General features: G+C 70.3%; 8 protein-coding genes. 5 read left to right on the top strand and 3 right to left on the bottom strand.

What is annotated here, in order from left to right:
- Window positions 1–152: 152 nt before the first annotated feature.
- The 3 genes from ACGFIW_RS33675 to lipA form a co-directional block, all read right to left on the bottom strand.
- On the bottom strand, window positions 153–839 hold the full coding sequence (locus tag ACGFIW_RS33675; protein ID WP_357358122.1) for a DUF4191 domain-containing protein: 687 nt from the start codon (window positions 837–839) through the stop codon (window positions 153–155).
- A 651-nt stretch (window positions 840–1490) separates the two neighbouring features.
- The gene (locus ACGFIW_RS33670; RefSeq protein ID WP_393324580.1) at window positions 1491–1892 is read right to left on the bottom strand and encodes a hypothetical protein; all 402 of its coding nucleotides are present in this window, start codon (window positions 1890–1892) and stop codon (window positions 1491–1493) included.
- Between the two features lie 379 nt (window positions 1893–2271).
- Window positions 2272–3267 carry a lipoyl synthase gene (gene lipA / locus ACGFIW_RS33665; protein ID WP_393324577.1) on the bottom strand — a complete coding sequence of 332 codons (996 nt, stop codon included), beginning with the start codon at window positions 3265–3267 and terminating at the stop codon, window positions 2272–2274.
- A gap of 451 nt (window positions 3268–3718) precedes the next feature.
- Between lipA and aspS the strand changes: the two genes are divergently transcribed.
- The 5 genes from aspS to ACGFIW_RS33640 form a co-directional block, all read left to right on the top strand.
- Window positions 3719–5005, top strand: coding sequence for an aspartate--tRNA(Asn) ligase (gene aspS / locus ACGFIW_RS33660; protein ID WP_393324574.1), 1287 nt, complete (start codon window positions 3719–3721; stop codon window positions 5003–5005).
- A gap of 836 nt (window positions 5006–5841) precedes the next feature.
- The gene (locus tag ACGFIW_RS33655; protein ID WP_393324571.1) at window positions 5842–6603 is read left to right on the top strand and encodes a thioesterase II family protein; all 762 of its coding nucleotides are present in this window, start codon (window positions 5842–5844) and stop codon (window positions 6601–6603) included.
- Complete coding sequence (locus ACGFIW_RS33650) at window positions 6600–7445, top strand: metallophosphoesterase family protein (RefSeq protein WP_393324568.1); 846 nt, start codon at window positions 6600–6602, stop codon at window positions 7443–7445. Before ACGFIW_RS33655 ends, ACGFIW_RS33650 begins: the two co-directional genes overlap by 4 nt.
- 159 nt (window positions 7446–7604) lie before the next feature.
- Window positions 7605–8942 (top strand): cytochrome P450, encoded by a 1338-nt coding sequence (locus ACGFIW_RS33645; RefSeq protein ID WP_393324565.1) that lies wholly within the window; start codon window positions 7605–7607, stop codon window positions 8940–8942.
- 117 nt (window positions 8943–9059) lie between these two features.
- Window positions 9060–12778, top strand: a 3719-nt coding sequence (locus tag ACGFIW_RS33640; protein ID WP_393324562.1) for a type I polyketide synthase, incomplete at its 3' end; no start/stop codon positions are given.

The following is a 12778-nucleotide window of genomic DNA, read 5'->3' as shown; positions in this document are numbered from 1 at the left end:
GCGCGGGGCGCGGGGCGCGGGGCGCGGGGCGCGGGGCGCGGGGCGCGGGGCGCGGGGCGCGGGGCGCGGGGCGCGGGGCGCGGGGCGCGGGGCGCCGACGCGAAAGAGCCGGACCCGTGTGGGTCCGGCTCTCTACTCGTACGCCTGGGGGATCAGCGGCCCCGCGACTGGCGGAAGGCGCCTGGCGGCCGCATGTTCTTCGGGATCGCGCCCTTGGGCATCTGCGGCCGGGCGGTGAGCGCCTTGAGTCGCTTGTCCAGCGAGTTGACGTCCTTGCCGGAGAGCGCGCGGGGCAGGCGCAGCAGCGTCGTGCGGAGTTTGCGGATCGGCAGCTCGCCCTCGTCCTGCCCGATCACGTAGTCGTGCAGGGGTGCGGAGCCGATCACCTTCGACAGCCGCCGCTTCTCCTGCCCGAGCAGGCCACGCACGCGCTGCGGGTTGCCCTCGGCCAGCAGGATCACGCCCGGGCGGCCGATCACCAGGTGGACCATGTCCATCTGGGTGGTCGAGCTGACCGCCGGGGTCACCCGCCAGTCGCCGCGCATGTTCTCCATGATCTGCGCCGCCGCGCCGGGCTGCCCCTCGGCGGCGTTCATCATCGCCTTGTTGGATCGCAGGTTGAGCACGATCAGCACCGCGAGCAGGACGAAGAGGATGCCGATCGGCAGCCAGATCCAGCTCCAGAGGATGACCGCGACCACGGTGAGGGCGAGCGGGATGAGCACCGCGGCGGCGACCAACGGCGCGAACCACCGGTCCTGCTTGGCGGTGAACTGGAACACCATCCCGATCTGCTTCAGCCGCTGGCCGAACGAGACCTTCTCCTGGGGCTTTGCCATGTCGCAGAGTCTAGTGGTCCCCCCCGGCCACGTTGATCCGCGTCCGGGTGCACCGCTTCCCCGACGATCGGCTCGCCGGGGTTGCTGGGTTGTGTGGTGCGCGACGCGCGGCGTCGTCCCGACCCCGCCCCCGGAACGGATGCGGGGACGGCGATGGGGTCGTCGCGCAGAGAGGCAGGCACGCGGCCGCCGTCAAGCGGGCAGGTCAGCGCTGATCGCCCGGACCGAAGGGCTGGCTGCGCGCCGCGAGCAGCATCGCCATTCGGCCGTCGAAGCGTGCACTCCGCGCCTGCGTCATGCGTTCGGCCGATCCCGCATTGGGAGGTGGTTGCTGTGGCGACCCAGCCCGCGGAGCGGGGGAACCAGGCGGCCTGTTTACCCGCAGGTGGTTACGCTATCAATTCATTGACGAGCACCCGCCCCGATCGGGTGGCTACCTCCGGTTGAGGAGGTAGTCGATGGCGCGGTGATGCGCCGGCGTGGTCGTCAATGTAATAGGCGCTGCCGAGTCTGCTGCGGGCGTTTACGAAAAGGTCACCCAAACGTGAACGGTGACCCGCCGTGCAGGTTAGCGGACCGGGACATCGGTAAACCGTTGTCCCGGCCGATTTCCCCGACAATCTTGCATCGGCGAAGGTCTCTTCGATGCTGTTACTTGCAGCTCAGAGGGCTGGTACCGCTGTCCTTGATGGTGTCGTTGACGACGACCTCGAAGGAGTTGTAATAGCAACCGCTACTCATGGGGGCGCTGGTTGCCGAGTGGTGGCCCGAGTAGCAACCGTCGTGCCGCACATTGCTGGCGAGGCCGCCGCCGCTCTTGTTGATGTAGAACGTGATGTAGCAGCTGGAGCCGAGGCTGCCCCGGGCGTTGACGTAGATGTCACCGTAGACTCGGCTGCCGTTGTCTGAGCTGCAGACGCCGACGTTCCAGCCGTTCTTGGAGTAGTCGATGCAGCCGCCACCCGAGGCCATCGCTGACGAAGGTCTGCCAATTAATCCTGCTGTGGTTACGAGACTGGTCAATGCAATAGCGGCGTTGACGCGTTTGCCCATTATTCCTCCACTCGGCCTTCGAGGATGCACCGGTCGGCTGCGGGGGAGACGTTAGCTGATCTCTTGCGGTCGCGCTGTCCTCGGGTGCGAAAAAGAGCGAAATAGATGCAATGTGGACTTAATGATTCGCTCACATGTGCCGCTGTCGATTAACCGGCCGACCGTTGGCCACTGAGTCCGACACCTTCTCTATGTGCGGGCGCGAGAACAAGCCGCCATCTAGTCGTTCCTTCTGGTGAAAGGCGTTCAGGCACCGCGGGGCCAATCGATCCGCCGGCAAAGTAGGAGGGAAGCCGGCTCGCACGGCGTGCGATATGGAGAAGCGGCGAGAGGCTCCTTTTCCGCGCCCTCGCGCCGCTTCGACCGATCGGACCCGGGGTCAGCCGGCGGGAACGACAGGCGTGGCGGCGCGGGCGTCGAGCGCCTGCTTGTAGAGCCGGCCCGCCCGGTACGACGAACGCACCAGCGGCCCGCTCATCACGCCGGCGAAGCCGATCTCCTCGGCCTCCTCGCGCAGCTCCACGAACTCCTCCGGCTTGACCCAGCGGGTCACCGGGTGGTGCCGGGGGGTGGGCCGCAGGTACTGCGTGATGGTGATCAGCTCGCAGCCGGCCTCGTGCAGGTCGCGCAGTGCCTGGGAGATCTCGGCGCGTTCCTCGCCCATGCCCAGGATGAGGTTGCTCTTGGTGACCAGGCCGTCGGCGCGGGCCTGCCGGATCACGTCCAGGGAACGGTCGTAGCGGAACGCCGGCCGGATGCGCTTGAAGATGCGCGGCACCGTCTCCACGTTGTGGGCCAGCACCTCGGGGCGGGAGCCGAAGACCTCGGCCAACTGCTCGGGCACGGCGTTGAAGTCCGGGATGAGCAGCTCGACGCCGCAGCCGGGCTGCAGGGCGTGGATCTGCCGGACGGTCTCGGCGTACAGCCAGGCACCGCCGTCGGGCAGGTCGTCACGGGCGACGCCGGTGATGGTGGCGTAGCGCAGCCCCATCGCGACCACCGACTCGGCCACGCGGCGCGGCTCGTCGGCGTCGAACTCGGCCGGCTTGCCGGTGTCGATCTGGCAGAAGTCGCAGCGCCGGGTGCACTGGTCGCCACCGATGAGGAAGGTGGCCTCCCGGTCTTCCCAACACTCGTAGATGTTGGGGCAGCCGGCCTCCTGGCAGACGGTGTGCAGCCCCTCGCGCGAGACGAGCCCGCGCAACTGGGTGTACTCCGGACCCATCTTGGCCTTGACCTTGATCCACGGCGGTTTGCGCTCGATCGGCGTCTCGGCGTTGCGCGCCTCGATGCGCAGCAGACGCCGCCCCTCGGGGGCCGCCGTTGCGGTGCGCGCTGCCTGGCCGGTCGTCGGCGCGGAGTGCTCGATCGTCACGAAAACGAGCCTACGCCGGACGGCAGGTGTCTATGTACGCCAGGCGACCGGCGTCACGCTCCAAACGTTGTGACGCCGGACACCGGGTAGTCGAAAAAGGGCGTCACACGCATCGGAATCCGGTGCTACGGTCACCGCCAACAGCGACGACGGAGCCGAGTAGCGCCCCGACCCGCCAGTGCAGAGAGCCGCCGGTGCTGAGAGGCGGTCTGGCGCCGGTGCGTGAAGACCCTCCTGAGCTGCGGGAAGAACGGCACGGTCACCCGTGTCCAGTAGAGCCCGCCCGGCTGGCCCCGGTCATCAGGCGACGAACGAGGCCCCCGCTCCGGCGGGGGTGAAGGTGTGGTGGCACCGCGAGGATCCCGCTCGCCCACACCTCCCTGGGGCTGATGCGACGCTTTCGCCGCCCCCGGAGGCGGCGACGGCGTGGCGATCGACCGAGGAGCCCGCCATGCGACGAACCCTGTCCCACCACCTGCCCGCCCAGATCGGCACGACCGTGCGGATCGCCGGCTGGGTGCACCGCCGCCGACTGCTCAAGTCGGTGGCCTTCCTGATCGTGCGGGACGCCGCCGGCCTGGCCCAGGTGGTCGTGACCGACCCGGCCGTCCGCGCCGAGCTGGAGAAACTTCCCGAGGAGACGGTCGTCGAGGTCACCGCCACGGTGACCGCGAACGACACGGCGCCCGCCGGGGTCGAGCTGACCGACCCGACGGTACGTCCGCTCGGGCCACCCGCCGTACCGCCCCCGTTCGACCTGTACCGGCCGGCGCTCACCGCGAGCCTGCCCACCCAGCTCGACAACGCGCCGACCGCCCTGCGCCACCCGACCCGGTCGGCCGCGCTGCGGATCTCGGCGGCTGCCGTCGCCGGGTTCCGGGCCGCCCTCGACTCCCACGACTTCGTGGAGATCCACACCCCGAAGGTGGTCAGCTCCGCCACCGAGAGCGGGGCGAACGTGTTCGCGCTGGACTGGTTCGGCGGGCCCGCGTACCTGGCCCAGTCGCCGCAGTTCTACAAGCAGTTGATGGTCGGCGTCTTCGAGCGCGTCTACGAGGTGGGGCCGGTCTTCCGGGCCGAGCCGCACGACACCGTCCGGCACCTCGCGCAGTACACGTCGCTCGACGCCGAGCTGGGCTTCGTCGTCGACCACCGGGACGTGATGCGCGTGCTGCGTGACACGGTGGCCGGGATGCTGGGCGCCGTGGGCGAGCGGGCCGGTGGCGCCCTGGCCACGCTCGGCGTCACGCCGCCCCGGGTGCCGGCGGAGATCCCGGCGGTGCACTTCACCGAGGCGCTGACGATCGCCGGAGCGCCCGCCGACGAGCCGGACCTCGCGCCCGCCCACGAACGGGCGCTGGGTGAGTGGGCCCGCCGCGAACACGGCTCCGACTTCCTCTTCGTCACCGGCTACCCGATGGCGAAGCGGCCGTTCTACACCCACCCGGACCCGGCGCGACCCGCGTACTCGAATGGTTTTGACCTGCTCTTTCGTGGTCTGGAACTGGTCACCGGCGGGCAGCGGCTGCATCGGCACGCCGACTACCTGGCCGCGCTGGCGGCCCGGGGCGAGCCGGTCGAGCCGTACGCCGGTTATCTCGACGCGTTCCGGCACGGCATGCCGCCGCACGGTGGCTTCGCCATCGGGCTGGAACGCTTCGTGGCCCGACTGGTCGGCGCGGCCAACATCCGGGAGGTCACCGCGTTCCCGCGCGACCTGCACCGCCTGACGCCGTGAGGGATGCGCGGGCCGGCGTCGTGCGACGCCGGCCCGCGCGCCACGGCCCCTCCGGGCAACCGCTCGGACGGCGGGAAACGCGCCACGGGAACACGCCGTCGGCATCGTCCGGGGCCTGGGAAACTCTATGTCTGCCCAGGTGGGAAGCCATTTCCGGTGGATGGTCACGTAGGGGTTGCCGTCTATTCCTGATGCGACTAACCTTTCTGTCACGATGATGTTGCTACCGGCGCGGAGCCGCGACAGCCTGGCGCACTGCCGAGTCTCGCGATTTCGCCAGCTTGACGGTTGGTGACGATGGCATCTACGACCATCCCGCACGGGTTGGTCGGGACAACGGGGGAATAGTGTGTTCGATCGTGTCTTCGACGCCGTGATGCGTGCGGATTTTGTCGGCGCTCGGCCTCAGCCGAGGGCTTCCGTCCCGAAACGATGAAATTGCCTCTGCGCTGGCTGCTGCGCAGCAGTTGACGGATGAAGGCCCACAGATCAGCGGCAGGATCGTGGGCAGTCCAACCAGATCTATTCTTTTAGCGGGCCTCGCGTGTCGGAGTCTGGTCCGATGCCCCCCGTCTTCACTCCTCTCGGTTGGGGAGGAGTGCTGCCCATATGCGCACTCATTGTGAGTGCTGCCGCGACCAATAAACTGATCTGATCCTCCTCAGAAAATCAGGGCGCTTGGCAGGCTGTGACAAAAGTCATTGCCGGCAGGTGTCCCATTGGTTATGGATGATTTCTTTATGTGCGGGCTTCCCGGGACGACGAACCGCGGGGAGGCCGTCCCTGGCTGCCATTGATTGCCCCGGCTGGCCGGACGATTCAGGGGAGAGGTCACGATGACGGGTAGGGACCAGGCCGAACGGGAGCTGTGGATCCGACGCTTCCACCCGGCGCCGGGCGCTACGCGTCTGCTCTGTCTGCCGCACGCGGGCGGGTCGTCGAGCTTCTTCTTCCCGCTGGCGACGGCAGTGGCGGGAAAGCTGAACGTGCAGGCAGTGCAGTATCCGGGCCGCCAGGACCGGCGCTCCGAGCCGCCACTCACCTCCATCGACGCGCTGGCCGACGCCCTGTTCCGCGTCCTGGATCCGGACGACGACAGCCCTCTCGCGCTCTTCGGGCACAGCATGGGCGCCGTGGTCGGCTTCGAGTTGGCCAGGCGCCTGAGCGCGGCGGGCCGTCCGCCGACCGCGCTCTTCGCCTCCGGGCGGGGGAGCCCACTGCTGTCCTCCGGAGGGACGGTGCACAAACTCGGGGACGCCGGCCTTCTCGCCGAGCTCAGGCGGCTCAACGGCTCCGAGTTGGCGCCGCTGAAGGACCAGGAGATCCTTCAAATGATCATCCCGGCGCTGCGTGCCGACTTCAGGGCGGTGGAGACCTACCGACCGGCGGCGGCACCCCCGTTGACCTGCCCCGTGATCGCGATGGTCGGCGACGCGGACCCCAGGGTGACGGTGGAGCAGGCGGGTGCCTGGTCGGGGACGACCGACGGGCGATTCGAGCTGCTCGTGCACCCCGGCGGTCATTTCTACCTCGCGGCCCGCAGGGATGCCGTCGTCGCCCAGATCCTGGAGCGACTGCGAGCCGAGGCCCTCGCGTGACGCACTCCACGGGGCGGCTGCTCGCGGTGAGCGACCTGCATGTCTCGCACGAGGACAACCGGCGGATCGTCGAGAAGCTGCGGCCGGAGACCGACCAGGACTGGCTGATCGTCGCCGGCGACGTCGGAGAGTTGACCACCGACATCGAATGGGCGCTGGCCCTGCTGCGCGACCGCTTCGCAAAGGTGGTGTGGGCGCCGGGAAACCACGAGCTGTGGACCCACCCCGCGGACCCGGTGCCGGCACGTGGGCAGGCCCGGTACGACCATCTCGTCGCGCTCTGCCGCAGCCTCGGCGTGCTCACCCCGGAAGACCCGTTCGCGGTGTGGCGAGGCGCGGGCGGGCCGGTGACGGTGGCACCGCTGTTCCTGCTCTACGACTACAGTTTCCGCCCTGCCGGGTCCAGCCGGCAGGAGGCGCTGCGCCGCGCCTATGACGAAGGGATCGTCTGCACCGACGAGTTCCTGCTGCACCCCGACCCCTACCCGAGCCGGGAAGCCTGGTGCAGGGCCCGGGTCGAGGCCACCGAGCGACGCCTGGCGGCCTGCGACCCGGACATTCCTCTCGTGCTGGTCAACCACTTCCCGTTGGTCCGGCAACCCACCGCGGCGCTGCACTTCCAGGTCTTCGCCCAGTGGTGCGGCACCACGCTGACCGCGGACTGGCACCGCCGGTTCCGCACCGCGACGGTCGTGTACGGGCACCTCCACATCCCGCGCACGACCACCTACGACGGCGTTCCGTTCCGTGAGGTATCCCTCGGCTACCCCCGCGAATGGCGACGGCGGGGCGTCCCCGACCCACTGCTGCGCTCGGTGCTGCCGGCGCCGGTGACCGCGTGAACGGGGCGCTCCCGCCGCAGGGGGTGGGGCACGTGCGGGCGTTCGGCGCGGTGCGGGCCTGCGCCCGCCGGGTCCCGGCCGACCTGGGTGGCCCGCCGGCACCGATCCTTCCGGCCGCGCGGGGCTCGCCGCCGTGCCCGGGCGGGCTTCGTCGGCAGCATGACGCAACGCGACGGCTACCGCACCGCCGCCGTGGCGCGCTCCGGCGACGTCACGACGATCGGCACGGTCGAGGCACGACGTGACGAGGGCGCCTTCGACAGCGACCTCGGTCTGGAGCAGCCACTACCTCCTGGAGTGATCGTGAGCGCCAAGGAACCATCCCCCATCAGCAGCCCGGCCTTCCAGCACGATCCGTACCCGACCTACGCGTGGCTGCGGGACAACCAGCCCGTCTGCCCGGTGATGCCGGGAGCGGGAGGGAAACAGTCGTGGTTGGTCTCACGGTACGAGGACGCCCGCTCCGCGCTCAGGAACCCCGCCCTGTCCAAGGACATCCGGCGTCTCGACGCGGCGGACAGGGCCGAGCTCTTCCCCAACGAGGAACTGCACCACCACATGCTCAACCTGGAGGCCCCCGACCACACACGGCTGCGCCGACTGGTCACCAAGGCCTTCACGCCACGGCAGTTCGAGCGGTTGCGCCCCCGCGTGCAGCAGGTGACGACGGACCTCGTCGAGCGGCTGGAGGGTAAGCGCGAGGCTGACCTCATCGACGAGCTCGCCCTCCCGCTGCCGATGACGATGATCTACGAGATCCTCGGGGTGCCCGCAGAGGACCGGGACAAGTTCCGGCGCTGGGTCAACATCGCCACGGCGGGCCCGCTGATGGGCGACGCGTTCCCGCCGGCGCTGGCCAGCCTCTCCGAGTACGTCCAGGAGCTCGTCGCCGACAAGCACAAGTCCCGTACCGACGACCTGCTCTCCGCGCTCATCATGGTCCACGAGGACGGGGACAAGCTCGCCGAGCATGAGCTGGTCGCCATGACGTTCCTGCTGCTCGCGGCGGGATACGAGACCACCGTCAACCTGATCGGCAACGGGCTCTACCACCTTCTGGCCAACCCGGACCAGATGGAGCTGCTGCGCCGGGACCGGAGCCTGCTGCCCTCGGCGGTGGAGGAGATCCTGCGGTTCGAGTCGCCGGTCCAGAACACCACGCTGCGGATGTGTACCGAGCCGACGGAGATCGGCGGGGAGTACATCGAGGAGGACGAGGTCGTCCTCATCTCCCTCGGCAGTGCCCACCGCGACGCCGAGCACTTCCCGGATCCCGACCGGTTCGACGTCACACGGGCTGACAACCCCCATCTGGCCTTCGGGTACGGCCACCACTACTGCATGGGCGCACCACTGGCACGGATGGAGGGTGAGATCGCGATCGGCGCGGTCCTCGACCGCTTTCCCGATCTCAAGCTGGCCGTCGAGCCCGACGAGGTCCGATGGCGACCCGGCCTGATCATGAGGGGCCTCCAGGGGCTGCCGGTGACCCTGTAGGCCGTCCGGGGACGGCCGAACTCATCCGAGCGAGTTGCGGCAGGCGGCCAGTGCCGCGGGTGTCCTGCGCTCTTTCCCGCCGTCGTTCAACCGCCAGTCCTTGGGGGAGCTCCTGCCATGAGTGACGATGCAATCGCGATCACCGGTCTCGCCTGCCGGCTGCCGGGTGCGGCCGATCCCGAGGCGTTCTGGCGGCTTCTCCGCGATGGCGTGGACGCCGTCACCGAACCGCCCCGGGACAGGCAGGTCGCCGCTCACCGGGCCGGCTACCTGGAGCACGTGGACCGCTTCGACGCGGGATTCTTCGGCATCTCGCCACGCGAGGCCGCGGCCATGGACCCCCAGCAACGGCTGGTCCTGGAGCTGGGCTGGGAGGCGCTGGAAGGCGCGCGGCTGCTGCCACACGAGTTGAACGGGCGCCCGGTAGGAGTGTTCGTCGGGGCGATCTGGGACGACTACTCGACGCTGGCCGCCCGCTACGACCCGGCAGTGCTCGCCCAGCACTCGATGACCGGGCTGCACCGCGGCATCATCGCCAACCGCCTGTCCTACTTCCTCGGGCTCAAGGGCGCCAGCCTCACGGTGGACACCGGCCAGTCCTCGTCGCTCGTCGCGGTCCACCTGGCCTGCGAGAGCCTCCGCAGGGGCGACTCGGTTCTCGCGCTCGCGGGAGGCGTCAACCTGATCACCGGTCCGGACAGCACGGCCCGGTCGGCGGGTTTCGGTGGGCTGTCCCCGGACGGTCGGTGCCACACCTTCGACGCGCGGGCCAACGGATACGTCCGCGGGGAGGGTGGCGGTCTCGTCGTGCTCAAACCGCTCGCGCGGGCCCTTGCGGACGGCGACCTGATCCACGCGGTGATCCGTGGCAGCGCGGTGAACAACGACGGCGGCGGACAGACGCTCACCACGCCGGTCCAGGCCGCGCAGGAGGAGGTCATCCGGCAGGCGTGGGCTCGCGCCGGGGTCGCCCGGTCCGAGGTGGGTTACGTCGAACTGCACGGCACCGGCACCCCGTTGGGCGACCCGGTCGAAGCGGCGGCGCTCGGCGCCGCGCTGGGTGCGGACCGGAGCGCGGAACACCCGCTGCCGGTCGGGTCGGCCAAGACGAACATCGGCCACCTGGAGGGTGCGGCCGGTATCGCCGGCCTGCTCAAGGCGGTGCTCGCACTGCGGCACGCGGAGCTGCCGCCGAGCCTGAACTTCACCACGCCGAACCCGCGGATCCCGCTCGACGAACTGCGCCTGCGGGTGCAGACCGAGCTGTCGGCCTGGGAGAGCGGCAGCGGCCCGAGGACCGCCGGGGTCAGCGCGTTCGGCATGGGCGGCACCAACTGCCACGTCGTCCTGAGCGAGGCCCCGGCCCCGGCCCCGGCGAGGGCCGACGAGGTGCCTCCGGTGGTCGTGCCGTGGCCGGTCTCGGGGCGTACCGCCGGGGCCCTGCGTGCGCAGGCCGCGACACTCAGGGAATTCGTCGCCGCCGCGCCGGGCCTCGGTGTGGCAGATGTCGGGCTCTCGCTGGCGACCACGCGGACCGCCTTCGCGCACCGCGCGGTCGTGGTCGCGGACGACCGCGAGCGCTTCCTGCGCGCGCTCGGCGCTCTGGCCGACGGCGACGCGGCACCCGGTCTGGTGCGGGGAAGCGCCGGTGAGCACGCGGCCAGGACCGTGCTCGTGTTTCCGGGCCAGGGCTCGCAGTGGCCCGACATGGCCGCGGCCCTCCTGGACGAGTCCCCGGTCTTCGCCGACAAGCTGCGTGAATGCGCCGACGCCCTCGAACCGTTCACCGGCTGGTCGCTGATCGACGTTCTGCGAGGGGCGCCGGGCTCGCCGCCGCTGGAGCGTGTCGACGTCGTCCAGCCCGCCCTGTTCTCCGTGATGGTCGCGTTGGCCGCGCTCTGGCGCTCCCACGGGGTCGAGCCGGCGGCGGTGGTGGGCCACTCGCAGGGTGAGATAGCAGCCGCCCACGTGGCGGGTGCGCTGTCCCTGGAGGACGCCGCGCGCATCGTGGGTCTGCGCAGCAGGGCGTTGGCGGTCCTGTCGGGGCGCGGCGGCATGATGTCGGTGTCGCTGCCCGCCGAGCAGGTGACGCGAATGGTGCAGCCCTGGGATGGCCGGCTCGCGGTCGCGGCGGTCAACGGTCCGCGCGCCACAGTCGTCTCCGGCGACACCGACGCGATCGAGGCACTGCTCGCCACCTGCGCCGCCGACGGTGTCCGGGCCCGACGGGTCGCTGTCGACTACGCCTCGCACGGAGCCCAGGTGGAGGCGATCCGCGACGTGCTGTCGCGCGATTTGGCACCTGTCGCACCGCGTGCCTCGCGCATCGCCTTCTACTCCACGGTCACCGGCGGGCGGCTGGACACCGAGGGCATGGACGGCGGCTACTGGTACCGCAACCTGCGGCAGACCGTCCGGTTCGACGAGGCGATCCGCGCGCTGCTCGCCGATGGGCACGGCACGTTCATCGAGGTGAGCCCCCATCCGGTGGTTACCGGAGCGGTCCAGGAGGTGATCGAGGACGCGGGTGCCGAGGCGGCCGCGTTGGGGACGCTGCGCCGCGGCGAAGGAGACCTCTCCCGCTTTCTGACCTCGCTCGCCGAGGCGCACGTCCACGGGGTGGAGGTCGACTGGGCGAGCGTGTTCTCCGGGTCGGCGGCCGCGACCGTGGATCTGCCCCGCTATTCGTTCCAGCGCCAGCGGCACTGGCTGGACGACCTGGGCGAGCAGCGGCAGCGCGGGCCGGTGGCCCCCGGCTCCCGTGTCGCCGCGGCGGCAGACGCCGAGGAGGCCCTGTTCGTGCGGCGCCTGGCCGCCGCGAAGGACGCTGACCGGGATCGGGTGCTGCTCGGGTCGGTCCGGTCCCAGATCGCCGCGCTGCTCGGCCACGACGGGCCCGACCAGGTCGAGCCCCGGCTCACCTTCAAGGATCTCGGCTTCGACTCCCAGACCGCTGTCGAACTACGCAACCGGCTCGGCGTCGCCACCGGGCTGAGCCTTCCGGCGACCCTGCTGTTCGACCATCCGACACCGGCGGCGGTGGCCCGGTTCCTGCGCGCCGAACTGCTGGGCGCGGCGGAGGTGCACGAACAGCCGCGTACCGCGGTGGCGCTGGACGAGCCGGTGGCGATCGTGGCCATGGGATGCCGTTACCCGGGTGGGATCTCGAGTCCCGAGGACCTGTGGCGGCTGGTGGCCTCGGGCGGGGATGCCGTTTCCGGGTTTCCCACGGATCGTGGATGGGAGACGCGGTCCGAGGACGACTTTCCGCGGCGCGGCGGCTTCCTTGAGGACGCGGCGATGTTCGACGCCGGGTTCTTCGGGATCGCGCCGCGCGAGGCGTTGGCGATGGACCCGCAGCAGCGGCTGCTGTTGGAGACGTCGTGGGAGGTGTTGGAGCGCGCGGGTATCGATCCCGACGTGCTGCGGGGCAGCCGGACCGGTGTCTTCGTCGGGGCGATGACCCAGGAGTACGGCCCGCGCCTGCACGAGGCGAACGGCGATCTCGCGGGGCACCTGCTGACCGGAAGCAGCGCGAGTGTCGCCTCCGGGCGGGTGGCGTACACGTTTGGTTTTGAGGGTCCTGCGGTGACTGTGGATACGGCGTGTTCGTCGTCGTTGGTGGCGTTGCATCTGGCGGTGCAGTCGTTGCGGCGGGGTGAGTGCGAATTGGCACTCGCCGGTGGCGTGACGGTCATGTCCTCGCCCGGGTTGTTCGTCGAGTTCAGTCGTCAGGGGGGCTTGGCGGTTGATGGTCGGTGTAAGGCGTTTTCGGCGGCTGCGGATGGGACGGGTTGGGCGGAGGGTGTGGGGGTGTTGTTGTTGGAGCGGTTGTC

The sequence above is a fragment of the Micromonospora sp. NPDC048935 genome, assembly GCF_043197875.1.
Taxonomy (GTDB): Bacteria; Actinomycetota; Actinomycetes; order Mycobacteriales; family Micromonosporaceae; genus Micromonospora.
Note: the sequence above shows the minus strand (reverse complement) of the source record. Positions and strands in the feature narration are given on the sequence as shown.

Bases quoted from the DNA above. Each gene is read 5' to 3' on its own strand.
- aspS (WP_393324574.1), top strand. From the start codon at position 3,719: ATGCGACGAACCCTGTCCCACCACCTGCCCGCCCAGATCGGCACGACC.
- ACGFIW_RS33655 (WP_393324571.1), top strand. From the start codon at position 5,842: ATGACGGGTAGGGACCAGGCCGAACGGGAGCTGTGGATCCGACGCTTC.
- ACGFIW_RS33670 (WP_393324580.1), bottom strand. From the start codon at position 1,892: ATGGGCAAACGCGTCAACGCCGCTATTGCATTGACCAGTCTCGTAACC.
- ACGFIW_RS33675 (WP_357358122.1), bottom strand. From the start codon at position 839: ATGGCAAAGCCCCAGGAGAAGGTCTCGTTCGGCCAGCGGCTGAAGCAG.
- ACGFIW_RS33645 (WP_393324565.1), top strand. From the start codon at position 7,605: ATGACGCAACGCGACGGCTACCGCACCGCCGCCGTGGCGCGCTCCGGC.